Raw genomic sequence first — 26,434 nt, forward strand, 5'->3', positions numbered from 1 at the left:
AGAACATCTTGTACAACCCGTCACCCGATCCGTCATCCCGAAGGCAGGGACGACGGATCGGGGCGTTTTCGAGGCGTCGGTATGCGCACGGCAACAGCGCTGTTCACAGCGCATGCTGCCGTCAACGCATGAAGTAAACTTTGCGCCACACCGATCAAGTCCCTGCGCCATGAGTACAAGTACCCCGATCCGCCCCGAATTACGCGAATGGATTCTTGCCACGACGCGCGCCGGGCACGGCCTGCCGGCCGTCCTGCGCCTGATGGAGGAGAACGGCTACAACCCGCGGCAAAGCCGCAGCATTGTCGCCGAAGTGCTGAAGGTACCGCTGGCCGCGTTGCATGCGACCACCCAGCATGCGGCCGCCAAAGCGCCGCAGGGTATGCGCACGAAACACCCCGAAGCGCCCGAGGTCATCGTCGACGGGCACACTATCGGCGTCTCGCTCAGTGTGGACGCTCCCACACTGCGGGTACTCGATGGCATCCTTTCGGAGCAGGAATGCACCGATCTGATCGAACTGGCACGGCCGCGACTGCAGCGCACACTCACCGTCGACACCGATGGCAGGTATCAGGTGGATCAGCGGCGCACCAGCGAAGGCACGTTCTTCGCGATCAACGAACTGCCCCTGATCGGCCTGATCGAGCAACGTCTCAGCCGATTGCTGGAGATTCCCGTCGATCACGGCGAGGGCTTGCAGATCCTGCATTACCTGCCAGGCCAGGAATACGAGCCGCACTACGACTGGTTCGATCCCGAACTGCCCAGCTTCGGCCCGATGACCAAGTGGGGCGGTCAACGCATCGCCAGCGTGGTGATGTATCTGAACTCCCCCGAGCAAGGCGGCGGTACCGCGTTCCCCGGGATTGGGCTGACGATTACCGCACGGCGGGGTTCGGCCGTCTATTTCGCCTACGAGGGCGGTGACCGGACTTCACTGCACGCTGGCCTGCCAGTGATCCGCGGCGAAAAATGGATCGCCACAAAATGGCTGCGCGAACGACCGTTCCGGAACCGGCGGATGGCGTAAACCGCGCCGTTTTTCTGATCCATTGCTGCGCCGCAGCAGCGTTTCGCGTATCCTTGTAGACCCACTACCCACTCTGCGCAAGGACATCCCATGGGTCTGCATCTTGTCTCCGCCGGCCGCGACGTGCCGAACGAAATCAACGTCGTCATCGAAATCCCCAAGGATGCCGAGCCGGTAAAGTACGAAGTGGAAAAGGAAAGCGGGGCGATCTTCGTCGACCGCATCCTGTCCACGCCGATGCGTTACCCGTGCAACTACGGCTACGTGCCGGGCACGCTGGGTGGCGATGGCGATCCGCTGGACGCGCTGGTGATCCTCCCGCTCCCGCTGATTCCCGGCTCCGTGATCCGCTGCTTGCCGGTCGGCATGCTGAAGATGACCGACGAGGCGGGCAGCGACGAGAAGCTGCTCGTGGTGCCCGCGCCGAAGATCTTCCCCGGCTACTCGCACATCAACGACATCAAGGGCGTGTCGCCGCACTGGCTGGAGCGGATCGGCCACTTCTTCGAGCACTACAAGGATCTGGAGAAGGGCAAATGGGTGAAGGTCGAAGGTTGGGTCGGCGCCGACGAGGCGAAGGCAGAGATCGTCGCCGGCATCCAGCGCTACGAGCAAGCCAAGTGACCCTGGTTTGATCCTGCGGCGCGGCGTTTCATCGAAACGGCGCGCCGCTTTTTTTTGCGCCATCGCCGAGCGAAGGTGCAGGTCACTTTTCCCAGGGTGGATGATCACCCAGTCGCTCGGCTAGAAAATCGACGAAAGCGCGCACTCGTGGCGGCACCAACCGGCGCTGTGGCATCAGCGCATGAATGCCGGTCTCCGCAATCGAATAGTCCGGCAGTACCTGCAGCAATCGCCCGTTACGCAGCTCCTCGTGAACATGCCAGGTCGAATGCAGTGCGATGCCAAGGCCGGCCACCACCGCATCACGCAGCAATTCGCCAAGGTTGCTCTCGAAGCGCCCATGCACCCGCTGCGCCATGTCGCGACCCGCCCTATCGGTGAAGCGCCATACATCCTGCCTCCCCTGACTACCTACCAGCAGCAGGCACTCATGTGCTGCCAGATCGGCGGGAGTGCGTGGATGCCCGTGCTGCTCCAGATAGGCCGGTGAGGCACACAGCACACGTCGATTGGTGGTGAGCTTGCGCGCCACCAGGCCTGAATCGTCGAGCGCACCGACCCGTATCGCCAGATCGAAGCCCGAGGCGACCAGATCCAGCATCTGGTCGTTGAGGTTCACGCTCAGCTTCACGCGAGGATGAAGCGCGAGGAACTCCGGTAGCAAGGGCGAGATGTACTGACGCCCGAACGAAGCCGGCACGGTGACCCGCAACGTACCGGCGACCTCGGTGCCCGCCTGGCGCAAGCCACTGGTCAATGCCTCCAGATCCTCCACCAGGGAGCGGCCCTGTGCAGCCAGCGCAGCACCTTCCGGGGTCGCATGCAGCTGGCGCGTCGTCCGATGGAGCAGACGCACGCCAAGATCCCGCTCCAGCCGTTTCAGCCGCTGGCTGGCGACTGCCACCGAGAGATCGAGACTGCGGGCGGCAGCGCTGATCGAACCCAGATCGAGCACGCGCAGGAACAGGCTGAGGTCGCCGACGCGATCCATGATTATCAACCATTTGTTGAGGATGATTACTCATCTTGGTGGTTTTTGACAAAAAGGCAAGCGCCTAAGCTGGCGACTCTTTCCCACGCGATTTCTTGTCATGGCCATCGTCCCTGTCACCCGAGCCCGCACGCCACTGGCGCTGTGCGCGCTGACCGCCGGCGCGTTCGGCATCGGCACCACCGAATTCGTGATCATGGGTCTGCTGCTGCAGGTCGCCGCCGACCTGCACGTCAGTGTCGCTGCCGCCGGCCTGCTGATTTCCGGTTATGCGCTGGGTGTGTTTGTGGGCGCGCCAGTACTCACCGTGCTGACCAGCCGGATGCCGCGCAAGGCAGTCTTGGTGGCGCTGATGATGATCTTTACGGTCGGCAACCTCGCCTGCGCGCTGGCGCCGAACTACGACGTGTTGATGGTTGCGCGGGTGATCACCTCGCTCGCCCACGGCACCTTCTTCGGCGTCGGCGCGGTAGTGGCTACCGGACTGGTCGCCGAGGATCGCAAGGCCTCGGCGATCTCGATCATGTTCACCGGCCTCACCGTAGCGACCTTGCTTGGCGTGCCCGCAGGCGCGTGGCTTGGCCTGCACTTCGGCTGGCGCGCCACGTTCTGGGCGGTGGCCGCGATCGGCGTGATCGCCACGCTCGTTATCGCCACTCTGGTGCCCACGGCGAAAGACAATACGTCGCCGATCAACGTGCGTGCAGAAATGAAAGCCATCGCCCGTCCGCCGGTGCTGCTTGGCCTGCTGATGACGGTGCTTGGGTTCGCCGGTGTGTTTACTGTGTTCACCTACATCCAGCCGATTCTGACCCGGGTGACCGGCTTCGCCGATAGCGCCGTGTCGCCGATCCTGCTGGTCTTCGGCGTCGGCCTGATCGCCGGCAACCTGCTCGGCGGCCGTCTCGCCGACCGCCGTTTGATGCCGGCCCTGCTGGCGACGCTGACGACGCTGGCCGTCGTGCTGGGTGCGATGACATTTGTCTTGCATGACAAGACCCTCAGCGTGATTTTCGTCGGACTGCTCGGCGTGGCCGCATTTGCCACCGTGCCACCACTACAGCTGTGGGTCCTGCAAAAGGCCAACGGCGCACAGAGCCTCGCGTCGAGCCTCAACATCGGCGCGTTCAACCTTGGCAACGCGCTGGGTGCATGGCTTGGCGGTGTCGTGATCGAGCGCGGCCCCGGCCTCGGCTCGGTGACCTGGATCGCGGCGCTGGTGACAGTGGCCGGCCTCGCCGTCGCGCTCTGCAGCCTGCGTCTGGAGCGCGGCCGACGCCCGGTGCTGGCTATTGCCGCCTGCCCACAGACATAACAACCCACCACTTCCCACCACTCATGCAACGCAACGGAGTCTTCCCATGGACTATCGCTATCTCGGCAATTCCGGCTTCAAAGTTCCCGCACTCGGTTTCGGTGCCGGCACGTTCGGTGGCAAGGGACCCTTGTTCAGCGCGTGGGGCAACACCGATATCACGGAGGCAAAACGCCTGATCGACATCTGCTTCGATGCCGGCGTCAACTTGTATGACACCGCAGACGTCTATTCGGATGGCGCGTCGGAGTCGATTCTCGGCGCGGCGCTGAAGGGCCGGCGCGAGCGGGCCATCATCTCCACCAAGATCACACTGCGCGCAGGCGATGGCCCAAATGACGTGGGTGCGTCCCGTCATCATCTCGTCAGCGGTGTGGAGCGTGCACTCAAACGTCTCGGCACCGACTATATCGACCTGTTGCAACTGCACCACTTCGACGCGATGACGCCGGTGGAGAGCGTGATGTCGACGCTCGACGATCTCGTGCGTGCCGGCAAGGTGCGCTATCTCGGCGCATCGAATTTCTCCGGCTGGCAGCTGATGAAATCGCAGGCCGCAGCGGATCGTTACGGCTACTCGCGGTTCGTGGCGAACCAGACCTATTACTCGCTGATTGGGCGCGACTACGAGTGGGAGCTGATGCCGCTCGGCCTCGACCAGGGTGTCGGCGCGGTGGTGTGGAGCCCGCTCGGCTGGGGGCGACTCACCGGCAAGGTCCGCCGCGGCGAGCCGCTGCCCGCTGGCAGCCGCCTGCATGACACCGAAAGCTTCGCGCCGCCGGTGGACGAGGAGCGCCTGTACCGCGTCGTCGACGCGCTGGATGCGATCGCCACGGAAACCGGCAAGAGCATCCCGCAGGTTGCATTGAACTGGCTGCTGCAACGCCCCACGGTATCGACCGTGCTGATCGGTGCACGCAACGAGCAGCAGTTGCGTCAGAACCTCGATGCGGTGGGCTGGAACCTCAGTAGCGAACAGATCGCAAAGCTTGATGTTGCCAGTGCTGTCACGCCGCCTTACCCCTATTACCCGTATTGGAATGGACAGTTCACCGAACGCAATCCACCTGCCGTCTGAATCATCCGGTCACACCTGTCTTTGGAGCTCTCCATGAAAGCTGTTGCCCTCACCCGCTACCTTCCCATCGACGATCCCGATGCTCTGGTCGATGTCGAGCTACCCAAGCCTGTCGCAGGCGAGCATGACTTGCTGGTTCGTGTCGAAGCAGTCTCGGTGAACCCGGTCGACACCAAGCTGCGCTCGCCGAAACCCCAAGTCGAGGCGCAGCCGAAAGTGCTCGGCTACGACGCGGCCGGTACGGTCGAGGCCGTCGGTGGATCGGTCATCGGTTTCAAACCCGGCGATCGCGTGTACTACGCCGGCGACGTTACCCGACCCGGCAGCAATGCCGAGTATCAGCTGGTCGATGCGCATCTGGTCGGCCATGTGCCGCAATCGCTCGATCTGGCCGCGGCGGCGGCGCTACCGTTGACCACGCTCACCGCATGGGAACTGTTGTTTCAGCGCATGCCGTTCGATAGCGAGCACGGTGGCGAGGGCAAGTCGTTGCTGATCATCGGCGGTGCCGGCGGGGTCGGCTCGATTGTGATCCAGTTGGCTCGACATGCCGGCTTCACGGTGATCGCTACCGCTTCGCGCCCGGAAACCATCGCGTGGTGCCGCACGATGGGCGCCCAACACGTGATCGACCATCGCCACCCGTTGCCGGCACAACTGGCGACGCTGGGTTTCGAGCAGGTCGATGCCGTGCTCAACCTCGCCGACACCGAACGCTATTGGGACACCATTGGCCAGATACTGGCACCGCAGGGCCACGTCGGCCTCGTCGTCGAACCGGCCGGCGCACTGAAAATCGGTGACCCGTACAAGGCCAAGTGCATCGGCATCCACTGGGAAATGATGTTTGCCCGGTCACGCTTCAAGACCGCCGACCAGGCCGAACAAGGCCGTATCCTCGAGCGCGTTGCCGCGCTTATCGATGCCGGCAAGCTGCGCAGCACGCGCACCGAAACGATGGCGCCGATCTCGGCGGCGAACCTGCGCGAGGCACATCGTCGGCTGGAATCCGGTACCAGCATCGGCAAACTGGTAGTGGCTGGCTGGTAGTACGCGCTTCTACTACGCGCTTGCGCAGACGGACCAGCGTATGCGCCCCGTCTGCGCAAACAACGATCTGCTATCAGCCGCGTTTGCCGGACGCGGACTTTTTACCCGGCGCCGCTTTTGCCGGCTCGCCTTTCTTGCCCAGCTGTTCCAGTAGCGTATTCATGTCTTCGGCATGCTCCTCTTCCATCGCCAGAATGCCTTCGAGCATGCGACGCGTGGTCGAATCGTCGGTGCCGATGTAGTCGATGATTTCGCGGTAGCTGTCGATCGCGATGCGCTCGGCGACCAGGTCTTCCTTGATCATGTCGACCAGGTCGACACCTTCGACATAGTCGGCGTGGCTGCGGCTGAGCATGCCTTCCGGCGACAGGTTCGGCTTGCCATCCAGCTGGGTGATGCGCTCGGCGATCAGATCGGCATGACCCTGTTCCTCATTGGCGTGTTCAAGAAATTCGGCCTTGACGCTTTGCGAGTTGATCCCCGACGCCATGTAGTAGTGGTACTTGTAGCGCAGGACGCAAACCAGCTCGGTCGCCAGCGCATGGTTGAGCAGCTTGATGACGGTGGGCCGGTCAGCGGCGTAGCCCGCCGTCATCGCACCCTTCTCGATATCCTTGCGTGCGCGTTTGCGGATGTTCTCGATGTCGCTGACGAACGGCTTGCTCTTGGCCATGGCTTGCTCCTGTGGACGCGGGAATGGGTAGCGGCATGGCTGGCTGCCGCTACCAACGAAACCTCCACAGCGTAGGAATGCGCATGAAAAAGCCAGGTGAAGACGACTTCACCTGGCTTGGATTTGCACCCTACTGCTCAACCATCAGGCCTTGCGATACACCTCGGCACCCTGCTCACGGAATTCGGCAGCCTTTTCGGCCATCCCCTCGTCGATCGCCTCGAACGCTTCCATGCCGTGTTCGGCGGCGTAGTCTCGAACGTCCTGGGTAATCTTCATGGAGCAGAATTTCGGCCCGCACATGGAACAGAAGTGCGCGCTCTTGTGCGCATCCTTCGGCAGCGTTTCGTCATGGAATTCCTTGGCCTTTTCCGGATCCAGACCCAGGTTGAACTGGTCGTCCCAGCGGAACTCGAAGCGTGCCTTCGACAATGCGTTATCGCGCACCTGTGCACCCGGATGACCCTTGGCCAGGTCCGCCGCATGGGCGGCGATCTTGTAGGCAATGATGCCGTCGCGCACGTCCTGCTTGTTCGGCAGGCCGAGATGCTCCTTCGGCGTGACATAGCAGAGCATTGCGGTGCCGAACCAGCCGATCATCGCCGCACCGATTGCGCTGGTGATGTGGTCGTAGCCCGGCGCGATATCGGTGGTCAGTGGCCCCAACGTGTAGAACGGTGCTTCGCCACACTTCTCCAGCTGGCGATCCATGTTTTCCTTGATCAGGTGCATCGGCACGTGGCCGGGACCCTCGATCATGACCTGCACGTCGTGCTTCCAGGCGATCTGGGTCAGTTCGCCCAGGGTGTCGAGCTCACCGAACTGCGCCGCGTCATTCGCATCCGCGATACAGCCCGGACGCAGGCCGTCGCCGAGGCTGAAGGCGACGTCATACGCCTTCATGATTTCGCAGATGTCCTCGAAGTGCGTGTAGAGGAAGTTTTCCCGATGATGGGCCAGGCACCACTTCGCCATGATCGAGCCACCGCGCGAGACGATGCCGGTAACGCGCTTGGCAGTCAGCGGCACGAAGCGCAGCAGCACGCCGGCGTGGATGGTGAAATAGTCCACGCCCTGCTCGGCCTGCTCGATCAGCGTGTCGCGGAAAATTTCCCAGGTGAGGTCTTCTGCGACGCCGCCCACTTTCTCCAGCGCCTGGTAGATCGGCACGGTGCCAATGGGGACCGGCGAGTTGCGGATGATCCACTCGCGGGTCTCGTGAATGTGCTTGCCGGTGGACAGATCCATCACCGTGTCGCCGCCCCAGCGAATCGACCAGACCAGCTTCTCCACTTCCTCGGCAATACCCGACGACACGGCCGAATTGCCGATATTCGCGTTGATCTTGGTGAGGAAGTTGCGGCCGATGATCATCGGCTCGGATTCGGGATGGTTGATGTTGTTCGGGATGATCGCGCGGCCGCGGGCTACTTCATCGCGCACGAATTCGGCCGTGATCTTTTTCGGCAACGACGCGCCAAACGATTCGCCAGGATGCTGGTTGAGCAGCGCGCTGCCAGCCAGTGCTTCGATCTTCTGGTTCTCGCGAATCGCGATGTATTCCATCTCCGGCGTGATGATGCCGCGGCGCGCGTAATGCATCTGGCTGACGTTCGCGCCGACCTTGGCACGACGCGGCGTGCGGCGGGAGGGGAAACGCAAGGCGGCCAGTTCCGGCGCTTCGGCGTGGCGACGGCTGAACTCGGAGCTCAGCCCAGGCAGCTCTTCGGTATCGCCGCGATCGGCAATCCATGGCGCGCGCATCGCGGGCAGTCCGGCGACCAGGTCGACCTGGTAATCCGGATCGGTGTAAGGGCCGGAGGTGTCGTACACCGCGATCGGCGGGTTCTCTTCGCCACCGAACAAACCCGGCGTCTGCGCCTGGATGATCTCGCGCAGTGGTACGCGCAGATCGGCGCGACTGCCCTGCACGTGGATCTTGCGCGAACCGGGAATCGGCCGGATCACGGCGTCGGAGAGTTCTTGCGCGCTGCGCACGAGATCGGAGGGCTGGGCATTCATCGGCATTCGTCCTGTTGGGTGGGAAAGCCCACACACATGGGATGTGCGGGCTCTTGCGAACGACCCTCACTCCAGCCACTCCGCAAGGAGATGTCCGGAGGCTTGCGAGGGATTCGCAGCACAGACGAAGCGACGGCACCGGACGCACGAGGACCACAGGGCCCGTGCGGCGAAGCTCCCTACACCGGTGCTAACCGGATCAGGTTCGAAGGGACTCTCTCAGCCGACGGTTGCCGGCACCCCCGCTTCAAAACAGCTGCTATTCAAACACGAAGCGGCCCCACTGGCGAGTACCGGCCAGCGGGTTCGACCGTTCACCTTGGCAGGTAGGCGCGCAGGAAGGTTGCCACGCCGGTGCGCGCCATCACCTCGATTTCTGCGGCCGCGGTGACGGGACATTCGTCGCAGGCAAACAGTCGGCGCAACAGCAGATCACCCTTGATCAGCGAGAAAAACTGGATGCTGGCGGTCTTCACGACGGGAATATCCAGCGCGCCGTGGTCAACCGCCTGCTGCAACAATCGTTCCATAAGACCGTGGGTACGCGCCGGCCCCTCTTCCCACAGCAATTTGCCGTAGCGGGGGTTGCCTTGGCGGCAATCGCTGAGGATCGCGCGGAATGTACCGACGTTTTCCGCCTCGCAGTCGATGCGCATGTGCGCCTGCGCAATATTCTGCAAGGTCACACCGATATCGACGTGCGGGTCGTAATAGTAAATATCTTCCGGCAACAGATCCTGGATGCGCGAGCGAATCACCTCACGGAACAGATTGTCCTTGTCACCAAAATGGCTGTACACGGTGAGTTTGGACACCCCGGCGTCAGCCGCGATGGCATCCATGCTGGTACCAGCAAAGGCATTGCGGATAAACAACGCCTTGGCCGCGGCCAGAATCGCCGCGCGTTTCTCCATGTCTTTTGGACGACCGGGTCCCTGCGGTCGGCATTGCACGCTGGAAGTCATGCGGCACCTTCACAAATCAAAACCTGAGGTTTATTATACGCGACGGTTCAATTATTTTCCAAGATGACGCCAGTCGCGCGACTAAGCCATTCAGTTGCGCGTATTTGCCGCGCCGGATGACGTACGTCAACTTCTTGCGGTGACTTCCGGCACTTCGTGGTCTGTTGTACAACCGGCAGGCTAGTCATTGTCGAAGGTAGTCGTTGTGGGAGCGGGGTTAAGCACTTATCCTTTTTGACCTTTTCGATCCGCACGGGACATGAACAAGATGGCAATGAACTTCGACCAGGCGCGACTGAACATGGTGGAAAACCAGGTGCGCCCGTGGGAGGTACTGGACGGTCGCGTATTGGACATCATCAGTCGCGTGCGCCGCGAGGACTTCGTCGATGCCGCACACCGCCAGCTGGCATTTGCCGACCTGTGCCTGCCGCTGGGCCATGGTGAGGTGATGATGAAGCCGGTCGTCGAAGGCCGTGTATTGCAGGCGCTGGAGCTGCTGCCGACCGACCGGGTACTGGAAATCGGCACTGGCTCGGGCTTTCTCACCGCTTGTCTTGCCGGGCTATCGGCACACGTCACCAGCGTGGATATCCATGCCGACTTCACCTCCGCAGCGTCACAACGCCTGGGCGCGACCGGTGTTGCCAACGTGACCCTGGTCACCGGCGAAGCCGTCCGGGGCTGGCAGCCGGGCGAGCAGTTCGATGCGCTGGTGGTGACAGGCGCCGTGTCCGACATTCCTCCAAGCTGGCTGACCTGGCTCAAGCCCGGCGCACGTGCACTGATCGTGCGCGGTCAATCACCAGTGCAGCAAGCGACCCTGCTGACCCACGAGGGCGCAGGTCGTTACCGCGAAGAAGCCCTGTTCGAAACCGATCTGCCTTATCTGACCCACGCCGAACCGCCACAGCGTTTCGTCTTCTGACTTGATCCCCACGAGGCACTCCATGCGTTTGAAGTTGCTCACCCTGGCCGTGGCCCTGGCCACCATTTCGCTGCCCAGCCATGGCGAGGATCTGCTCGACGCCTACCGGCAGGCGCGGGCCAACGATCCGGTGCTGGCGCAGGCCGATGCGCAAAACCTTGCTACCCGCGAAGGCGTTCCGCAGGCTCGTGCGCTGCTGTTGCCGCAGATAAACGGTAGCTTCGGTATTCAACAGGTCAGCGGAGGGTCAGCTGCCGCGAACAGCAACACTGGAGCCCTGTCCATCGGCAATGAGCGCCAGCGCACCCTGAGTGGCCAGGTCGACCAGGTCGTGTTCGATCTGAGCAAGATCGCCAGCCTCCAGGCCGCACATTCGACTGCAAATGCAGGCGACCAGACCTATCAGTCGGCGGAACAGGATTTGTATATCCGCGTCGCGGCTGCCTACTTCACCATCCTGACCGATCAGGACGCGCTGACGTTTGCGAAGGCCAGCGAAGACGCTTTCAAGAAGCAGTACGACCAGGCCGACGCACAGTACAAGGCAGGTATTGCGGCGATCACCGGCTCCTATCAGGCCAAGGCCGCCTTTGAAGCTGCCAAGGCACAGACCATCACTGCGCAAAATACGCTCAGCGACGCGCGCGAGGCGCTGACCCAGATCACCGGCAAGCCGGCCGGCGACCTGAAGAAACTGCGCGATGACCTGCCGCTGGAGCCACCGGTGCCAAACGATCCGGACGCGTGGGTGCAGGATGCGCTGAAGTACAGCCCGAGCGTGCTCTCGCAGCAGTACACCCTCGAAGCCGCGCAGCACGACATCATGGTCGCGCGTGCGGGCCACCTGCCAACCATCAATGCCACGGCGGTGCGCGGCGAAACCACCAGCTGGTTTGAGAACGTCGGTTCGGGCGGCCTTCCTGGCAATGGTCGGTGGGGCAACACGATTGGCGTCACGCTTTCGGTCCCGATCTTTTCCGGTGGTGCCACGCAATCGCGCGTGCGCCAGTCGATCGATCAACGCGATGCCGCGCAGGACTCACTGGAGTCCCAGCGCCGCCTGGTGACCCGCACCACGCTCAACTTCTATCGCTCCGTGCTGGCCGACATCGAAGAGGTTCAGTCCGGCAAGGCCGCCGTGGAATCCGGTCAGAAGGCGCTTGACGCCACCCGCGCCGGATTCAACGTCGGTACGGAAACCATCATCGATGTGTTGAACGCGATTCAGACCCTGAGCTCGGCCGAGAACATCTATTCGCAGGCGCGTCATCAGATGGTTCTGGACAAGCTGAATTTGAAGTTCTCCGTGGGCACCGTCGAGTACAAGGATCTGGAAGCGGCCAACGCGCTACTGCAGTAAAGCTGCGTATCCGCGCTGTCAAAACCAAAACCGGGCAACTCTGCCCGGTTTTTTTATTCGCTATTTCGGCTCGACCTTCCCAAGCTATTCCTGCAACAACGCATCGATCATCTGCATGATCCGCTGCACCGCCCCGCGCTCGCGATCGAAAACCTGCTGGGCCGCTCGCCCCATTCGATCGCGCTTGGCGGGGTCGCGCAGAAGCTCAAGCACGTCATGGCCAAGCGCCTCGTTGCTTTCCACACGCTCGGCACCACCTTGCAGCAGCAGGCTGCGAGTGATTTCCTCGAAATTGAAGGTATGCGGCCCCACCAGCACCGGCGTGGACAAAGCCGCGGGTTCCAGCACGTTGTGGCCGCCGATGGGCACCAGACTGCCACCGACGAAGGCAACCTCGGCCGCTGAAAAAAACGGCATCAGCTGGCCCATCGCGTCAATCACGAATACCTGATGCGATGGCAGCGGCACCCCGTTGGCACTGCGCGTGGCCACGGTGAAGCCCAGGCTGCGTACCGATTGTTCGACCATCCGGAACCTCTCCGGATGCCTTGGAGCGAGCAGCAGCAGCGCGTCAGGGAGCCGCTTGAGCACCTGCAGATGTGCCTCCAGCACGGCCAGCTCCTCGCCTTCATGGGTGCTGGCAGCCATCCACACCGGGCGTCGCGGCCCCCACTGTTCTCGCATGGCTGCACCGTCGGCCACGGCGCCCTGCGGTATCGGCATGTCGAACTTCATGTTGCCGATGACCACAACCTGCTGCGGGTCTGCGCCCAGCAAGCGGTAGCGTGCGGCATCCGTACGCGACTGTGCAGCAATCTTGCGCACACAGCGCAGCGCCGACCGAACCACGCCACGCAAGGGCTTGTAGCCGCGCAACGAGCGCTCGGACAACCGCGCGTTGACGATCATCAGCGGAATCCCGCGATTGCGGCAGGCGAAATACAGGTTCGGCCAGATTTCGGTCTCCACGATCAAGGCCAGTCGCGGACGCACCTTGCGCAGGAAGCGACTCACCGCGAACGGCAAGTCGTACGGCAGGTAGACATGAAACACGCTGTCACCAAACAGCTGATGCACGCGCGCCGTACCAGTCGGAGTCACCGTGGTGATCACCAGCGGCGCATTCGGATAGTCCCGACGCAACGCCTTGATCAGCGGTTCGGCCGCATTCACTTCGCCAACCGAAACTGCATGCACCCACAGACTTCCACTGAATCCGGGAGTATCGAAAAATCCGAAGCGCTCGGGCCAGCGTCGATGGTAAGGCCGCGAACGCACGCCGCGCGCAAGCAGTCGCAGCACCATCAACGGCGTCACCAGGTACATCGCGAGGGTATAGAGATAGCGCAACAGTCGATCCTTGCAACGAACGCGGCAGTATAGCGAGCGCGGCCCATGTAAGCCGGATCGCGGCGTGCGCCGCTACAATGCGCACGATGCCCGGTACCCCACGCCCCACCTTCACCCGTTCACTGCTTTCGCCGCGCCAATGGCCGGCGTGGCTGGGTGCGGGCGTGATCTGGCTGATTGCCCAACTGCCGTACGCCGCGCTGTTATGGCTCGGCCGCCGTCTCGGCGCCCTGGTGCTGCTGACTCCCTCGGCGCGGCGGCACATCGCCGAAACCAATATCGCGCTGTGCTTTCCGGAGCTCGATGACGCCGCGCGTACCGCCCTGGTCGATGCGAACCTGCGCGATATCGGCCTGATGCTGGTGGAGTTTGCCCTGGGCTGGATGGGCAGCGATCGCAGCATGGCGCGCATACCCACGGTCATTGAGGGACTGGAGCACCTCGAAACAGCACGCGCTCAAGGCAAAGGTGTTTTGCTGGTCGGCGGCCACTTCTCGCATCTGGAGCTGTGCGCACGGTTGGTCTCGCAGCGCATCCGCATCTCCGGCATGTATCGGCGGATGGACTCGGACGTGTTCGAGTGGGCCGTGCTGCGTGCGCGACTGCATTACGCGACGGCCATGTTCGACAAGGACGACATCCGTGGCACGGTGAAGCACCTGCGCAGCGGCGGTACGCTTTGGTATGCACCGGATCAGGACATGCGCAGCAAGGACAGCGTGTTCGTGCCGTTCTTTGGCGTGCCGGCGGCCACCATCAGCGCCACCCATCATCTGGCCAGAATGTCCGGCGCGGTGGTGATCCCGTTCTTCCATCGCCGCCTGCCGGATGGCCAGGGCTATGCCTTGCGTCTGGGTGCGCCGCTGGAAAACTTCCCCAGTACCGATGTTCTGAACGATACGGCCCGCGTCAACGCTTGCATCGAGCAGATGGTGCGTGAGGCACCTGAACAGTATCTGTGGGTGCACAAGCGCTTCAAGAGCCGACCGGACGGGCAGCCACCGGTGTACTGAGTTCGACAGATTGGCGACAGGAGGTCGCCGGAAAATCACCGCCTGATCACCATCTCTCGCGGCAATGACAACTACTCGTACTGGACCGTCACGGAAGAGCGTCCGAAGCATGAATTACCCTGCGCAATCGTCCGCGGCGCCTGTTTCCATGGCGCCCATTCCTATCCTGATGTATCACAATATCGCGCCGGCGCCTCGCGATATTCGTGTTTACCGCAGTCTCTACGTGAGCCCGCGCGCATTCGCACGTCAGATGTGGCTGCTGCGACGGCTCGGTTATGTCGGACTGTCGATGACTGCGGCTGCACCCTATCTGCGCGGCGAGCGCGAGGGTCGCGTCGCAGTGATCACCCTCGACGATGGCTACGCGGACAATCTTCAGGCCGCCATGCCCGTGCTGCAACGCTTCGGATTCGGCGCGACCTGCTATGTCGTGAGTGGCCAGATCGGTCAACACAACCGTTGGGATGCGGAGCGACTAGGCGTGAGCAAGCCGCTGATGACAGCCGAGCAACTGCGCGAGTGGCATGCCGGCGGGATGGAAATCGGCGCCCATACGCGCACCCATCCCCGACTGACGCAATGCGACGAGACGCAGCTGCGTAATGAGATCCATGGCAGCAAGGCCGAGCTGGAAGACCTTCTGGCACTGCCCGTAAGCCAGTTCTGCTACCCCTATGGCGACTACGACGATCGCGTGGTGGGGATGACCCGTGAAGCAGGCTTCGCGGCCGCGACGACAACCCACCGTGGCCGCGCCATTCCCGGCACTGATCCATGGCGGCTGCCGCGCATACAGGTTGCCCGGCACCACCTGTTGCCGCAATTCGGAATGAAGATCCTTTCTGGCTACGAGGATCGCCGCGAATGACTGCGGCGCCCATGAAATTCCTGTTCGTCGGCACCAATCCCGAACACACCGGTGCGGCGACCCATTTTGTGGCACTGGCGCAGGCCATGGCCGAGGCCGGACACGACGTCAGTGCGGTGGTCTATCCGGACGGCCTGATTGCACAGGGCCTGGCGGCATCGAACGTGCGCCTGTACTACGCCAAGTTTCGCAATGCGTTCGACCCGCGCGGCTATCGCGCCGTCATCGCCGCTATCAGGCAGCACCGACCCGACTGGCTCATCGGCAATTTCGGCAAAGAATATTGGCCGCTGATTTTTTGCGGTCGACTGATGAAGGTGAAGGTCGCCCTGTTCCGGCATCGCACACCGGCGATGAGCCGCATCTCCGGTTATCTGCTGCCACGTCTTGCGCAACGTTTCTTCGCGGTTTCCAACTACGCGCGCCAGGCCTATCTCGACTGGGGAGTTCCTCCACAGCTCGTGCAGATTTTGCACAACCCGGTGGACATGGCCTTGTATCAGCCTTCCACCAGTCAGCGTGCTGAAATCCGGAATCAGCTAGGCCTGGATGATGACTCGATCGTGGTCGGCTACTTCGGGCGCATGAGTGAAGGCAAGGGCATCTTCACCCTGCTTGAGGCCGCCAACGCGGCCATGCTCATCGAGCCAAAGCTGCATTGCCTGTGGGTCGGCGATGGTCCTGACGCGGCGCTGTTGCGCGAGCGTATAGCCGCCCAACTGCAGACGGCGCATCGACATCACTTCACCGGCTGGGTGCATGACGTGCACCCTTACTATAAAGCGATTTCCGTGCTGGCCTTCCCCTCGAAACTGCCCGAAACGTTCGGCCGCGTCGCGGTCGAGGCACAGGCATGCGAGGTTCCCGTACTGGGTAGTGATATCGGCGGCGTACCAGAAACTTTGCAGGCCGGCGTCACCGGCTTCCTACTGCCGCCCATCGATGTCGATGCGTGGCGCGAAGCGATCCTGGCGATGACCGATAACGACCGTCGTCAGACAATGGGAGCGGCGGCGAGAGAGTTCGTCGCACAGCATTTCAGCACCACGGTCATCGCCGAAGAGTTCGCAAATAACTTGACCGGCAATCCTCCCGCTGTGGGCGCATCCCGCGCCAGCTCGGGTATGCACTTGGGCTGACCCATCGAAAAGTGGGACGGCTTGGGTGACTCAGCAGGAAATCTCAAAAACACAGGCGGCCGCACCGTCGCCGTGACAGCTCGTCTCGCGCACGAATAACGAAGGCGATGCCACCGGCTCGGCCAGCAACCCCTCGATGAAGCCGCAGAAAAACCGGCCGCCTGACGCGCCTCCGGTTTGGCATAGCGGGCAGTCGCGGATATGCAATCGCTCGTTATCCACCTCGGTGGAAACCAGCTTACGCAGTGCCGGCAACGCAACCCGCTTGATGGCGTCGGCTAGTCCAAGCTTGGCGCCCAGTTCGAAATCGCGCCTGTAGACCCAGCGACCGATGCGACGGCCCGCAAGGTACAGCGAGGCATCACGCGCCTCGGGATGCAGTGCGTGTCCAAGCTTGATCAGCAAGGGGAATATGCCGGGATATTCCCTGGCCAGATTCGGCAGAACCCGCTCGACCGACGCTATGTCGGCACCTGTGGCGACCGGTGTGAATGTCGCCGCTGATGCACGCGCCAAGGCAGCAGGGCGCTTCCTTCCGGCAATGAACGTTGCACGGTTTGCCGAAGCGGATTCGTACGGTATCGACTCGAAGCTCAGTACACCCGGATGCGTGCCCAGTGCGTCTTCCAGCGCCAATTGGCGCTCGTCGGGGCCGCGCAACACCATGATCAGGCTCGCCCCTCGCGCCTCCTGGGTCAGGCGCTGTCGCAACAGCGCATAACCATACTCGTAGACGACACGACCGAGCTCCACCAGCAGCCCTTCCCTGCGCATGGATACCACCCGTATCTCCAACTCAGCCATGATTCCCCCCGAAATCAAGCCAACCATCGATCAAGTTTTCAGCCACGAATGTGAGCTAACTCCGCACGCCCAACCCTTTGTTCGCATGAAAAATGGAATGTGCATCAGATGAGCCGGGTGCCACCGCAAAATCTTTTAAATTCAGACGTCTGGACGTCTGGAATGCCCGGCTGAGAGACATGCCCTGGGGTAGCGGATTGCCGACCCCATGAGTCCCCGGCAACAAAAGGATGGCGTCCGAGGCCGCAAGCTTAGCGCTCTCTGGCACGAGCCAGAGAGGGAACCAGGGTCTCTGCGCCCGCCGCCTCCAGGACGACGTTGGCGACCGCCGCGGCGGCCGCAGCATGGCGCGAAGCGAAAGCTGCGCTTCCGTCCGCGCCACGCCACGCCTGCCTTTATCAAACCATGGCTTATGGCCACTCAGGAGGTTCCATCCAGCATCGGCTGACGCGGCCGCTGCGCCTCAATTTGGCCTGCGCCTGGGATTGCTGGAGAGTCCGCTATCGATCCAGCGGGCTTTCACCCGTCACTGCATCATTCGTGCAGGCCGCTCTCAGTGCCTGTTGTCATGGCCGTCATCATGCCCATGTTCGTCGCCGTTGCTTACATGGCCACGCCCATCGCGCATTTCATTGCCTCTGAAGTTGGCAACCCGTTCAGGGTGCCTCGATGGATCGGCTCTCTCGCCACGCGCGGGCATCGGACCGCGATAGCCACGCTGCGCATCGTAGTGATTGTCTACATGACCATGGAAGTTGCCGTGTCCACGAAACCACGGGCCAGCGCCGATGAAGACACCTCCGGTAAACCACTCCGGTCCGTAGTAGCCGTAGGGCGCGCAGGGGTAGGGATTGTAGTCGTAGTAGCCGTAGGGACATTCCGGGGCGACGCCGACACGGATGACAACCTGAGCTTCTACCTTCGGAGCGGTCGCTGTGAAGCACGCTGCGGCAACGGCTGCCAAAGCGAGATATTTGAATGTTTTCATGCTTTTCTCCGCACGACCGTCAGGGTCAGGATTGACCTGCCCCAAGTTAGTTGACCAAGAGGACTCGGATCGTCGTGATCCAAGAAGAGGGATACATCTGCTGTCGGCTGCGTCTTCCCAAACGCGACAGATATCTTGTCAGCGCCGACTGAGCTCAGCGTCCGCCAAGTTGCGTGATGATCGTGTCTGCATCGCAACGCGCAACTGAATGTCCCTTGTACGGTTGTACTCATTCAACAACTGGTGGCAGGAAGGACTTCAAGACGATCTGATTGCAATGGGATCGCATCTCACGAATTCGTGTGGCCGTGGATCGCTGATTGTCTCGGGACGAGCACCGATGCCTTGAAGCCCTTTTACAGCCCCAAGATCAAACGCCCCGTTTTCGTTGGGCCCCTGATCTTGAATGGGAGACTGGGACTGTTCGGCCCATTCAAAGCCGAACTCCGCTTCGCGGGGCCAGCCTGCAGAAGTCCCTGTCGTTCCTTATGACTAGTCGACCGGAAAGGCGGAATGCAGAAGCGAACATCGGCGCAGCCGATGGCCCAAGGGCGAGGCATCGGAGGTGCCTGGTCACTAGCCTCGCCTCCTTTCCCCAGCCAAAACAAAAAACCCGCCACGAGGGCGGGTTTTCTGTTTTGGCTGGGAGACTAGGATTCGAACCTAGATAGACAGCGTCAGAGGCTGTCGTCCTACCGTTAGACGATCTCCCAAAAACTACTGGATCGATGCGCTCTGACTTTTGTGCATCGAACCGACAAACGCGATTTCCGTGACAGGAATTAGCGCTTGGAGAACTGGGTCGCGCGACGCGCCTTGTGCAGACCAACCTTCTTGCGCTCGACTTCGCGGGCATCGCGGGTAACAAAACCAGCTTTGCGCAGCGGCGACTTCAGGCTTTCGTCGTACTCGATCAGCGCGCGGGCAATGCCCAGACGGATCGCACCGGCCTGACCGGTGATGCCGCCGCCGGCGACGGTGACCGTGATGTCGAACTTGCTGGTGTTCTCGGTCAGTTCGAGCGGCTGGCGCACGATCATGCACGAGGTCTCGCGACCGAAGAACTGCTCAAGTGACTTGCCGTTGACCACGATCTCGCCCTTGCCCTTGCGCAGGAACACGCGGGCGGCGGAGGTTTTGCGGCGGCCGGTGCCGTAATTCTGCTGGATCGTCATGATAATTCCTTAGAGTTCCAGCGCCTGCGGCTGCTGTGCGATATGCGGATGCTCGGCGCCGCCGTACACCTTGAGCTTGCGATACATCTCGCGGCCCAGCGGGTTCTTCGGCAGCATGCCCTTGACGGCGATCTCGATCACGCGCTCCGGATAGGTCGCCAGCAGGTCCTTCAGACTCGTGGTCTTCAGGTTGCCGATGTAGCCGGTGTAGCGGTGGTACTTCTTGTCGTCCAGCTTGGCACCGGTGACGGCCACCTTCTGCGCGTTGATCACCACGATATAATCGCCGGTGTCGCAATGCGGGGTGTATTCCGGCTTGTGCTTGCCGCGCAGACGACGAGCGATTTCAGTCGACAGGCGACCGAGCGTCTTGTTCGTGGCGTCAACCACGAACCAGTCGCGCTTGACGTTGTCTGCATTGGCGCTAAACGTTTTCATTTCAGAATACCTAGTCTGCCGCCGTCAGGCGGTACACGTAATCGGTGGAACAAAGGCGCGAGATGATAGCGGAGCTGTCATGCATGGCGCAAGCCCACCGACCGGCGGGCTGTGAGCTGGCAATGATAGCATGACCAGCATGCCGCTTGAAAAGTCCCCCGTAAGCTTGGCTTCCGGCCGCATTGTCGAGCTGGCCGACCAGTGCGTGCAATGCGGGCTGTGCCTGCCGGTTTGTCCCACGTACGCGCTGGACCGCAACGAGGCGGAATCGCCGCGCGGCCGGATCGCGATCGCCGCTGCACTGGCTCGCCGCCAGGCCAGCCCCAGCACCACATTGCGCGAACACCTGGATCATTGTCTGGGCTGCCTGAATTGCGAAAAGGTGTGTCCGGCCAACGTGCAATACGGCGAATTGCTGATCGAGACGCGAGCTCTGTTGGGGCCGGCTCCGCAACGCCCGCGCCAATTACTGAACCTGATCAGCCGCCCTGCATCGATGCGCCGGCTACGTCGGGTCGGCGGCTGGCTGGCCTTTGCTCGCTGGAAAAACTGGCTAACTGACGTGCTGCCGACCCGTTCAGCATGGCGCACCGCCTTGCTTACGATGCCTTCCAGCGCCCCAGCCGCACCGGTTCGTGCCAGCCGAGAGGCCCGTGGAAAATCACCGTTGGCACTGTTTCCCGGTTGCGTGGCCAGCGTCGATGACGCGCAAGCGCAACAGGCGGCCATCACCCTGCTCGAGGCTGCGGGATTTCAGGTGAGCGTGCTGCCCGCGTTTTGTTGCGGCGCGATGGACCTGCATGGCGGCGCAGCGGACTCCGCCGAACAGGCCGCACAGCGTGTACGCCAGGCCTGGACGGCCAGTGGAGCGACCCAGCTCATCTCCGTGACGCCCGGCTGCCTCGGCACGTTGCGCCGCGCGCTTCCCGGCGTGAGCGTGATCGATCCGCTGGAACTGTTGGCAACACATGCCGATCGACTGCGCTTCCGACCGCTGGCGCAAAGAATCGCGCTGCATCTGCCGTGCACCCAGATCAATGTGGCGCGCAGCGATGGCGCACTATGGCAGCTGCTGCGCCGCGTGCCCGAGCTCGAGGTAATGTTGCTGCCACGGCCACCGTATTGCTGCGGAGCAGCCGGCAGTCACCTGCTGGAGTTTCCCGAACGTGCCGCGCAACTGCGTGACGACACGCTGCGTCAGGCCGCCCCACTGGAACCGCAGCGTCTGCTGTCGTCCAATATCGGCTGCCGTCTGCATCTGGCCGTCGGCATCGATGCGCAGGGCTTGAATTGGTTGCACCAGCATCCACTGACCTTGCTGGCACAACAACTGGAACCCCATTGAATCAGGAAGCATCCATGAACGCTCGCACGCTGAGTCCCTTCGATCGCCTGCTGGCCGGTTGCGAGCGCGCGCTGGAAGCGATCGCCGGTTCGCCGCAAGCGCACCGCCCCTCGCCCGCCGCCGATATCCCCGAAACGGATATGGATGACGCCGAGCGCCGCCACGCCGCTGGCCTGATGCGGATCAACCATACCGGCGAGGTCTGCGCGCAGGCGCTGTACTTCGGCCAGGCCGCGCTGGCACGCAGCGCCGACAACCGCAGGCATCTGCTGCACGCCGCCGCGGAGGAAACCGACCACCTGGCCTGGTGCGCCGCCCGCCTGCAAGAACTGGACAGCCGTCCGAGCCTGCTCAACCCGCTGTGGTACGTGGGCAGCTACGCGATCGGCGCTGCGGCCGCCCTGGCCGGCGATCCGCTCAGCCTCGGCTTTGTAGTGGAGACCGAACGTCAGGTCGAGGCCCATCTGGCCGAGCACCTGGAAAAACTTCCCGCCCAGGACGAACGCTCGCGCGCCGTGCTGGCGCAGATGCAGACTGACGAGATCCGGCACGCACAAGCGGCGCGGGAGCGAGGCGGCATCGAATTGCCGTTTCCATTGCCGAAGCTGATGCATTTCAGCTCGATGGTGATGAAGCTCGTTGCGTATCGCGTGTAAGAGCGGTATTCGCCGCGATGGCAGTGATTTGGGTCGGCGGCTTTGGCCCTTGTGGGAGCGACTTCGGTCGTGATGCTCTGGCTTGGCTTGCTTGCTATAGAGCTACTGAGTTTAGTCCTCCGTAGGAAGACGAACCGTTCTGCACTGCAAAAACAATAAATCAAGCAGAGCATCGCGACTGAAGTCGCTCCCACAAGAGCAACGACAGCAAAAGCAGGGGTGACGGGGAATAAGCATTACCGCGAGCGCCCGAACCCTCACCCCAACCCTCTCCCAATGGGAGAGGGGGCAGAGCGCGAAATCGCCCCACAACCCGAGTGAAACAACTCGAGTCCCACAACGCCAGTCCCACAACGCCAGTCCCACAACGCCAGTCCCACAACGCCAGTCCCACAACGAAAAACCCGCCTTTCGGCGGGTTTTTCGTCACATCAGATTGCGGCCGTGAAACAGTTCCTCGATCTCGCGGCGCAGCAGCTGCTCGATGCGCTGGCGCTCTTTGAACGAGAGGTCATCGGCGTGCGAATCGAACAAATACGTATCCAGGTCGAAGTCCTTGATGTGCATCTTCGTGTGGAACATGTTTTCCTGGTACACGTTGACGTCGAACATCTCGTATTTCTGGCGGATGTGCTTGGCCAGATAGTCCTGCACCGAGTTGATCTTGTGATCGATGAAGTGCTTCTTGCCCTTCACGTCACGGGTAAATCCGCGCACACGGTAGTCGCACACCACGATGTCCGACTCGAAGCTGTCGATCAGGTAGTTCAACGCCTTCAGCGGGGAGATCACGCCACAGGTGGCCACGTCGATGTCCGCGCGGAACGTCGCGATACCGTTGTGCGGATGCGTTTCCGGATAGGTGTGGACGGTGATGTGGCTCTTGTCCATGTGCGCGACGACGGCACCGGTAATGGTGTCGCGGCCGAGCTTCTCCAGCACCGGTTCCTCGGAGATCAGCATGGTCACCGAGGCGCCCTGCGGGTCGTAGTCCTGACGCGCGATGTTCAGGATGTTCGCGCCGATGATCTCCGCCACGTCGGTGAGGATCTGGGTCAGGCGGTCAGCGTCGTACTGGTCATCGATGTACTCGATGTAGTTGCGGCGCTGGTCTTCGGACACCGCATAGCAGATGTCGTAAATGTTGAAGCTCAACGCCTTGGTCAGGTTGTTGAAACCCTGCAGACGCAGACGGGGAAGTGGTTTTACCACGGGCGGCTCTCCATGACCGTTCATTCGGCCAGAATGTGGAGGCGGGTTAGCGACAAGGGTCCCCGCAGAATGGTATGACGCGCAGGTAGTAACCTTCCGCGACCCTCGTGACCGGCGTGCGACAAACCCGTCGCCACCGTAAAGACCGCCAAGTATGCGGCAAAATGGAAAAAAACTGAACCTGCGGCAAGTCGCCCAGGTTTGTCATAATGCCGCACCAGCGGGGATGGTCACGGACAATGCATGCTGTGCTTGCAGTAATCGACGCTGACAACAATCATTTCGGGAATGAACGTGGCGCAACTCAAATACCAGCTCCAACAGGCTTTCGAACGTTCCCAGGCGCCGCTCGGGTTTGCACCGGACCCGGCCGCGATGGAGCGCTTTCTGGCGCTATGTCATCGCCGCCGTTATCCCGGCAAGACCGCCATCATCCGCCCGGGCGATCCAGCCAACACGCTGTATTACGTCATCGAAGGCTCGCTGGCGGTATGCACCGAGGACGAGCAGGGTCGCGAGCTGATCCTCGCCTACATCAGCCGGGGCCAGTTCATCGGCGAGATGGGCCTGTTCGTAGAGCAGGCGCAGCGCGAATCGATGGTGCGCACGCGTACACCCTGCGAGATGGCCGAAATTAGCTACGAGCGACTTTTCCAGCTGATGGAAGGCCCGCTGCGCGAGGAATGTCCGAAGATACTGTTCACGATCGGCGCCCAGCTGACCAACCGTCTGCTGCGCACTTCACGCCAGGTCAGCCGGATGGCGTTCATGGATGTCACCAACCGCATCTCGCGCACCCTGCTCGACCTGTGCCAGGAGCCGGATTCGATGACCCACCCGGACGGCACGCAGATCCGCATCTCGCGTCAGGAAGTGAGTCGTATCGTTGGCTGTTCGCGCGAGATGGTCGGCCGCGTGCTCAAGCAGCTGGAAGAGCAGCGCATGATCGACGTCACCGGCAAGACGATCGTGGTGCGCGGCACCCGCTGAGGTTTGCGCCCGCCGGCGATACCCGTAGGTTGGGCTGAGTGCCGGCGAACCCCAACAATCCCGCATCCAGGTGTTGGGATTCACCGGCACTCAGCCCAGCCTACGTCGCTACGTCGCTGGTGGGCTCGGTTTCGTGGGCTTGGGGCATGATCGCTATTGGGTACGGACGGCAGGAGCATCGCGACTGAAGTCGCTCCCACAAGAGCGCGGAGCGCCTTGCTGCCACCTGGGGCGCATCACGCGCGCACATAGACCCAGGCCTGGGCGCCCGATTTGAGCGTCACGGCAATGCGCCGATAGTCGGAAACCTCGTACTCGTCGGCCGCTGCCAGTTCCCGGGCGGTGATTTCAAACACCGTGCCCGTAACCTCATCGTGGGGATTCGATGCCGGCTCAACGATCGGATGGTGTGTCTTGCCGCTGGTTGTCACTACATGCGGATCGTCGATCGCCACCATCGTCTGCGTATAGCCAGGCAACGCATCCGCACGGCCGATCAATTCGCGGCCGAAGTTCGCGAGCTGGACCTGTCTGTCCTGCAGGGTGCCGTACGAGAACAGCAAAATCGGAGCGGCCGTCGGTGCTTCCATGTGAATGCTCCTATGCATCGTGCCCAAGATAAGTCGGCCCAAATGTATCCCCTGTGCCGACATCGTGCATGCAGGAAACCATGCAGCACGCGCCAGCCGACCCCGATGTACCGCGTAGGTTGGGTGAGCGCCGGCGAAGCCCATCATTCCCGCAGCGTGGCTGGTGGGATTCGCCGACGCTCATCCCAAACCACACCGCCGGAGCGCAGCTACAAGAAGGTCGTCGCGACTCGCTTCAAAACCACTCGACGCGGGTAATCGTCCGGCCAAGTGCCTTCTCGACTTTCTTGCACAGTTTGGGCGTGCCGTTGACCAGCACCACCTCCCTGGCCGGCTTCAACATCGGCACGTCAAGCAGCGAATCGCTGTACGCCACCTGCCACGCGGTGAGGCCGTGCTGCGCCAATTGCTTCACTTTGCGCCGGCCCACGTTGTGTCGAAGCGGCCGCATGCCGAGCCAGCCGGGTCGCAACTGCGAGGCAAATACCTCCAGGTTGGTCAGTCCCAGCTGCTGCAGGATGCCGTTCACCAGGACCTGTTCGCAGCCGGTCACCACGATCACCCGATCGCCAGCTGCCTGGTGACGACGTAACGCATGCAATCCGTCGCGGTAGAACTGACGCGGCCGGCGCGCCAGTGTGGCGGCGAAACCACATGCGATGGCCTGGTAGCGCTTCTCGCCCAGACCAAGCAAGGCGATGCGCACCAGCATGCGCACCGGCAGCCGGCGCGAGAACGGCAATTGCAGCAGCAGCAGCGGCGTGCACAGCAGCGCCAGCAACGGACGCCAGAGCGAGCGGACATAGCGCTCGCGGATGAACAGATAGAACGCGTCGCCGTGAATCAGTACACCGTCAAAATCGAACAGCACGACGGGCGCCATCGTGGCGTCCCCATCCATCTTGTCCACATCTGTGTTGCCCAGCTCATGCACTACGTTTGTATCCCCCGGGAGCATGGCGGTCACGGGGTGCCGAACAGCCGCCGCAATTCGCTGCCGGGATCTTCCGCACGCATGAACGCCTCGCCGACCAGAAACGCCTGGATGCCGCCTTCCCGCAAGCGCGCCACATCCTCGGGTGTATGGATGCCGGATTCAGCCACCAGCACTCGGTCGTATTCGATCAGTCCCTGCAGCGTCAGCGAGGTTTCCAACGAAGTTTCGAAACTACGTAGGTTGCGATTGTTGACGCCGATCAGCGGTACCGGCAAGGCCATCGCGCGCTCCAGCTCTTCCTCGTCGTGCACTTCGCACAGCACGTCCAGATCGAGTTCAGCCGCCAGCAGTGACAGCTGCAGCAACACGTCATCATCCAGCGCGGCGACGATCAGCAGGACGCAATCGGCACCGATCGCACGGGCCTCGTGTACCTGGTACGGATCGATGATGAAATCCTTGCGCAACAACGGCAGCGAACAGGCCGCGCGGGCCTGCTGCAGAAACGCTTCGCTGCCCTGGAAAAAATCGCTGTCCGTAAGCACCGACAGGCAGGCGGCACCGGCCGCCTCGTAGCTGCGCGCAATCGACGCCGGATCGAAATTCGCACGGATCACGCCCTTGCTCGGGCTGGCTTTCTTCACCTCGGCAATCACGGCCGGCAGACCAGCGGCGATCTTCGCCTCGATCGCGGCGGCAAAACCACGGGTATCCGGCAGTTCGGCGATGCGGGCCGCCAGTTCCACCAGCGGCAGCTTCGCCCGGCGTTCGGCGATCTCTTCCGTCTTGCGGGCAAGAATGCGATTAAGGATGTCGGTCATGGCATCTCGCTGTTTGTGCAGGAGCGCATCCTATGCGCGATGGCGATGTGGTGTCGTCAATGGAAT

The 26,434-nt window shown here is 62.2% G+C and carries 26 protein-coding genes, 1 tRNA gene and 1 riboswitch; of the genes, 13 read left to right on the plus strand and 14 right to left on the minus strand.

Annotated features, from left to right (window positions below; all coding sequences use genetic code 11):
- Positions 1–169: 169 nt before the first annotated feature.
- A complete protein-coding gene (locus HDE77_RS12265; RefSeq protein ID WP_184417629.1) occupies positions 170–1,033 on the plus strand; it encodes a 2OG-Fe(II) oxygenase in 864 nt (287 codons plus the stop codon).
- Positions 1,034–1,123: 90 nt separating this feature from the next.
- Positions 1,124–1,657 carry an inorganic diphosphatase gene (gene ppa / locus HDE77_RS12270; RefSeq protein ID WP_184417630.1) on the plus strand — a complete coding sequence of 178 codons (534 nt, stop codon included), beginning with the start codon at positions 1,124–1,126 and terminating at the stop codon, positions 1,655–1,657.
- 82 nt (positions 1,658–1,739) lie between these two features.
- Here ppa and HDE77_RS12275 read toward each other — a convergent pair whose 3' ends face one another.
- A complete protein-coding gene (locus tag HDE77_RS12275; RefSeq protein ID WP_184417631.1) occupies positions 1,740–2,648 on the minus strand; it encodes a LysR family transcriptional regulator in 909 nt (302 codons plus the stop codon).
- Positions 2,649–2,748: 100 nt separating this feature from the next.
- On the opposite strand from HDE77_RS12275, the gene HDE77_RS12280 reads away from it, so the two are divergent.
- Genes HDE77_RS12280 through HDE77_RS12290 form a run of 3 tightly spaced genes read left to right on the plus strand, consistent with a single transcriptional unit; the run spans position 2,749 to position 6,091 of the window.
- Complete coding sequence (locus tag HDE77_RS12280) at positions 2,749–3,963, plus strand: MFS transporter (protein WP_184417632.1); 1,215 nt, start codon at positions 2,749–2,751, stop codon at positions 3,961–3,963.
- Positions 3,964–4,009: 46 nt separating this feature from the next.
- Positions 4,010–5,041 (plus strand): aldo/keto reductase, encoded by a 1,032-nt coding sequence (locus tag HDE77_RS12285; protein ID WP_184417633.1) that lies wholly within the window; start codon positions 4,010–4,012, stop codon positions 5,039–5,041.
- 33 nt (positions 5,042–5,074) lie between these two features.
- Entirely contained in the window at positions 5,075–6,091 is a 1,017-nt protein-coding gene (locus HDE77_RS12290; RefSeq protein ID WP_184417634.1) for a zinc-binding alcohol dehydrogenase family protein, read from the plus strand.
- Positions 6,092–6,164: 73 nt separating this feature from the next.
- Here HDE77_RS12290 and HDE77_RS12295 read toward each other — a convergent pair whose 3' ends face one another.
- The 3 genes from HDE77_RS12295 to HDE77_RS12305 all read right to left on the minus strand — a co-directional run bounded on the left by HDE77_RS12295 (position 6,165) and on the right by HDE77_RS12305 (position 9,751).
- A complete protein-coding gene (locus tag HDE77_RS12295; protein WP_184417635.1) occupies positions 6,165–6,764 on the minus strand; it encodes a ferritin-like domain-containing protein in 600 nt (199 codons plus the stop codon).
- A 144-nt stretch (positions 6,765–6,908) separates the two neighbouring features.
- Positions 6,909–8,786, minus strand: a complete 1,878-nt coding sequence (gene thiC / locus HDE77_RS12300) for a phosphomethylpyrimidine synthase ThiC (protein ID WP_184417636.1) — start codon at positions 8,784–8,786, stop codon at positions 6,909–6,911.
- Between the two features lie 159 nt (positions 8,787–8,945).
- A riboswitch (TPP riboswitch) is annotated at positions 8,946–9,040 on the minus strand.
- Positions 9,041–9,100: 60 nt separating this feature from the next.
- Positions 9,101–9,751, minus strand: coding sequence for a TetR/AcrR family transcriptional regulator (locus HDE77_RS12305; protein ID WP_184417637.1), 651 nt, complete (start codon positions 9,749–9,751; stop codon positions 9,101–9,103).
- Between the two features lie 268 nt (positions 9,752–10,019).
- Here HDE77_RS12305 and HDE77_RS12310 point away from each other — a divergent pair, with 268 nt between their 5' ends.
- On the plus strand, positions 10,020–10,679 hold the full coding sequence (locus HDE77_RS12310) for a protein-L-isoaspartate O-methyltransferase (RefSeq protein WP_184417812.1): 660 nt from the start codon (positions 10,020–10,022) through the stop codon (positions 10,677–10,679).
- Positions 10,680–10,701: 22 nt separating this feature from the next.
- Positions 10,702–12,039, plus strand: a complete 1,338-nt coding sequence (locus HDE77_RS12315; RefSeq protein WP_184417638.1) for a TolC family outer membrane protein — start codon at positions 10,702–10,704, stop codon at positions 12,037–12,039.
- An 84-nt stretch (positions 12,040–12,123) separates the two neighbouring features.
- On the opposite strand, the gene waaA is transcribed toward HDE77_RS12315, so the two are convergent.
- Positions 12,124–13,389: a lipid IV(A) 3-deoxy-D-manno-octulosonic acid transferase gene (waaA, locus tag HDE77_RS12320; protein WP_184417639.1), complete on the minus strand. Its 1,266-nt coding sequence runs from the start codon at positions 13,387–13,389 to the stop codon at positions 12,124–12,126.
- Between the two features lie 77 nt (positions 13,390–13,466).
- Between waaA and lpxL the strand changes: the two genes are divergently transcribed.
- The 3 genes from lpxL (at position 13,467) to HDE77_RS12335 (ending at position 16,412) form a co-directional block, all read left to right on the plus strand.
- Positions 13,467–14,402 (plus strand): LpxL/LpxP family Kdo(2)-lipid IV(A) lauroyl/palmitoleoyl acyltransferase, encoded by a 936-nt coding sequence (lpxL, locus tag HDE77_RS12325; RefSeq protein WP_184417640.1) that lies wholly within the window; start codon positions 13,467–13,469, stop codon positions 14,400–14,402.
- 148 nt (positions 14,403–14,550) lie between these two features.
- Positions 14,551–15,273, plus strand: a complete 723-nt coding sequence (locus HDE77_RS12330; protein ID WP_184417641.1) for a polysaccharide deacetylase family protein — start codon at positions 14,551–14,553, stop codon at positions 15,271–15,273.
- A gap of 11 nt (positions 15,274–15,284) precedes the next feature.
- Positions 15,285–16,412 (plus strand): glycosyltransferase family 4 protein, encoded by a 1,128-nt coding sequence (locus tag HDE77_RS12335; protein WP_184417814.1) that lies wholly within the window; start codon positions 15,285–15,287, stop codon positions 16,410–16,412.
- Between the two features lie 30 nt (positions 16,413–16,442).
- Here the strand turns inward: HDE77_RS12335 and HDE77_RS12340 are convergent, their stop codons facing one another.
- From HDE77_RS12340 to rplM, 5 genes are all read right to left on the minus strand, one after another.
- Complete coding sequence (locus HDE77_RS12340) at positions 16,443–17,216, minus strand: hypothetical protein (protein ID WP_184417642.1); 774 nt, start codon at positions 17,214–17,216, stop codon at positions 16,443–16,445.
- A 553-nt stretch (positions 17,217–17,769) separates the two neighbouring features.
- The gene (locus HDE77_RS12345; RefSeq protein WP_184417643.1) at positions 17,770–18,204 is read right to left on the minus strand and encodes a hypothetical protein; all 435 of its coding nucleotides are present in this window, start codon (positions 18,202–18,204) and stop codon (positions 17,770–17,772) included.
- A 639-nt stretch (positions 18,205–18,843) separates the two neighbouring features.
- Positions 18,844–18,917, minus strand: a tRNA-Gln gene (locus tag HDE77_RS12350).
- 69 nt (positions 18,918–18,986) lie between these two features.
- A complete protein-coding gene (gene rpsI, locus HDE77_RS12355; RefSeq protein WP_184417644.1) occupies positions 18,987–19,379 on the minus strand; it encodes a 30S ribosomal protein S9 in 393 nt (130 codons plus the stop codon).
- A gap of 9 nt (positions 19,380–19,388) precedes the next feature.
- On the minus strand, positions 19,389–19,817 hold the full coding sequence (gene rplM / locus HDE77_RS12360; RefSeq protein ID WP_184417645.1) for a 50S ribosomal protein L13: 429 nt from the start codon (positions 19,815–19,817) through the stop codon (positions 19,389–19,391).
- Between the two features lie 130 nt (positions 19,818–19,947).
- Between rplM and HDE77_RS12365 the strand changes: the two genes are divergently transcribed.
- Positions 19,948–21,162 carry a (Fe-S)-binding protein gene (locus HDE77_RS12365; protein ID WP_184417646.1) on the plus strand — a complete coding sequence of 405 codons (1,215 nt, stop codon included), beginning with the start codon at positions 19,948–19,950 and terminating at the stop codon, positions 21,160–21,162.
- A 14-nt stretch (positions 21,163–21,176) separates the two neighbouring features.
- Entirely contained in the window at positions 21,177–21,818 is a 642-nt protein-coding gene (coq7, locus tag HDE77_RS12370; protein ID WP_184417647.1) for a 2-polyprenyl-3-methyl-6-methoxy-1,4-benzoquinone monooxygenase, read from the plus strand.
- Positions 21,819–22,244: 426 nt separating this feature from the next.
- Here coq7 and speD read toward each other — a convergent pair whose 3' ends face one another.
- Entirely contained in the window at positions 22,245–23,030 is a 786-nt protein-coding gene (gene speD, locus HDE77_RS12375) for an adenosylmethionine decarboxylase (RefSeq protein WP_184417648.1), read from the minus strand.
- A 288-nt stretch (positions 23,031–23,318) separates the two neighbouring features.
- Between speD and crp the strand changes: the two genes are divergently transcribed.
- Complete coding sequence (crp, locus tag HDE77_RS12380) at positions 23,319–24,020, plus strand: cAMP-activated global transcriptional regulator CRP (RefSeq protein WP_184417649.1); 702 nt, start codon at positions 23,319–23,321, stop codon at positions 24,018–24,020.
- Between the two features lie 236 nt (positions 24,021–24,256).
- Here the strand turns inward: crp and HDE77_RS12385 are convergent, their stop codons facing one another.
- The 3 genes from HDE77_RS12385 to trpC all read right to left on the minus strand — a co-directional run bounded on the left by HDE77_RS12385 (position 24,257) and on the right by trpC (position 26,368).
- Positions 24,257–24,610, minus strand: coding sequence for a gamma-glutamylcyclotransferase family protein (locus tag HDE77_RS12385; protein ID WP_184417650.1), 354 nt, complete (start codon positions 24,608–24,610; stop codon positions 24,257–24,259).
- 235 nt (positions 24,611–24,845) lie between these two features.
- Complete coding sequence (locus tag HDE77_RS12390; RefSeq protein WP_184417816.1) at positions 24,846–25,511, minus strand: haloacid dehalogenase-like hydrolase; 666 nt, start codon at positions 25,509–25,511, stop codon at positions 24,846–24,848.
- A gap of 62 nt (positions 25,512–25,573) precedes the next feature.
- On the minus strand, positions 25,574–26,368 hold the full coding sequence (gene trpC, locus HDE77_RS12395) for an indole-3-glycerol phosphate synthase TrpC (protein ID WP_184417651.1): 795 nt from the start codon (positions 26,366–26,368) through the stop codon (positions 25,574–25,576).
- Positions 26,369–26,434 lie beyond the last annotated feature (66 nt).

Source organism: Rhodanobacter sp. MP7CTX1, assembly GCF_014205795.1.
GTDB lineage: Bacteria > Pseudomonadota > Gammaproteobacteria > Xanthomonadales > Rhodanobacteraceae > Rhodanobacter.

Coding starts and splice junctions, on each gene's coding strand:
- HDE77_RS12265 (WP_184417629.1), top strand. CDS start 170: ATGAGTACAAGTACCCCGATCCGCCCCGAATTACGCGAATGGATTCTT.
- ppa (WP_184417630.1), top strand. CDS start 1,124: ATGGGTCTGCATCTTGTCTCCGCCGGCCGCGACGTGCCGAACGAAATC.
- HDE77_RS12275 (WP_184417631.1), bottom strand. CDS start 2,648: ATGGATCGCGTCGGCGACCTCAGCCTGTTCCTGCGCGTGCTCGATCTG.
- HDE77_RS12280 (WP_184417632.1), top strand. CDS start 2,749: ATGGCCATCGTCCCTGTCACCCGAGCCCGCACGCCACTGGCGCTGTGC.
- HDE77_RS12285 (WP_184417633.1), top strand. CDS start 4,010: ATGGACTATCGCTATCTCGGCAATTCCGGCTTCAAAGTTCCCGCACTC.
- HDE77_RS12290 (WP_184417634.1), top strand. CDS start 5,075: ATGAAAGCTGTTGCCCTCACCCGCTACCTTCCCATCGACGATCCCGAT.
- HDE77_RS12295 (WP_184417635.1), bottom strand. CDS start 6,764: ATGGCCAAGAGCAAGCCGTTCGTCAGCGACATCGAGAACATCCGCAAA.
- thiC (WP_184417636.1), bottom strand. CDS start 8,786: ATGAATGCCCAGCCCTCCGATCTCGTGCGCAGCGCGCAAGAACTCTCC.
- HDE77_RS12305 (WP_184417637.1), bottom strand. CDS start 9,751: ATGACTTCCAGCGTGCAATGCCGACCGCAGGGACCCGGTCGTCCAAAA.
- HDE77_RS12310 (WP_184417812.1), top strand. CDS start 10,020: ATGGCAATGAACTTCGACCAGGCGCGACTGAACATGGTGGAAAACCAG.
- HDE77_RS12315 (WP_184417638.1), top strand. CDS start 10,702: ATGCGTTTGAAGTTGCTCACCCTGGCCGTGGCCCTGGCCACCATTTCG.
- lpxL (WP_184417640.1), top strand. CDS start 13,467: ATGCGCACGATGCCCGGTACCCCACGCCCCACCTTCACCCGTTCACTG.
- HDE77_RS12330 (WP_184417641.1), top strand. CDS start 14,551: ATGGCGCCCATTCCTATCCTGATGTATCACAATATCGCGCCGGCGCCT.
- HDE77_RS12335 (WP_184417814.1), top strand. CDS start 15,285: ATGAAATTCCTGTTCGTCGGCACCAATCCCGAACACACCGGTGCGGCG.
- HDE77_RS12340 (WP_184417642.1), bottom strand. CDS start 17,216: ATGGCTGAGTTGGAGATACGGGTGGTATCCATGCGCAGGGAAGGGCTG.
- HDE77_RS12345 (WP_184417643.1), bottom strand. CDS start 18,204: ATGAAAACATTCAAATATCTCGCTTTGGCAGCCGTTGCCGCAGCGTGC.
- rpsI (WP_184417644.1), bottom strand. CDS start 19,379: ATGACGATCCAGCAGAATTACGGCACCGGCCGCCGCAAAACCTCCGCC.
- rplM (WP_184417645.1), bottom strand. CDS start 19,817: ATGAAAACGTTTAGCGCCAATGCAGACAACGTCAAGCGCGACTGGTTC.
- HDE77_RS12365 (WP_184417646.1), top strand. CDS start 19,948: ATGACCAGCATGCCGCTTGAAAAGTCCCCCGTAAGCTTGGCTTCCGGC.
- coq7 (WP_184417647.1), top strand. CDS start 21,177: ATGAACGCTCGCACGCTGAGTCCCTTCGATCGCCTGCTGGCCGGTTGC.
- crp (WP_184417649.1), top strand. CDS start 23,319: ATGAACGTGGCGCAACTCAAATACCAGCTCCAACAGGCTTTCGAACGT.
- HDE77_RS12385 (WP_184417650.1), bottom strand. CDS start 24,610: ATGGAAGCACCGACGGCCGCTCCGATTTTGCTGTTCTCGTACGGCACC.
- HDE77_RS12390 (WP_184417816.1), bottom strand. CDS start 25,511: ATGGATGGGGACGCCACGATGGCGCCCGTCGTGCTGTTCGATTTTGAC.
- trpC (WP_184417651.1), bottom strand. CDS start 26,368: ATGACCGACATCCTTAATCGCATTCTTGCCCGCAAGACGGAAGAGATC.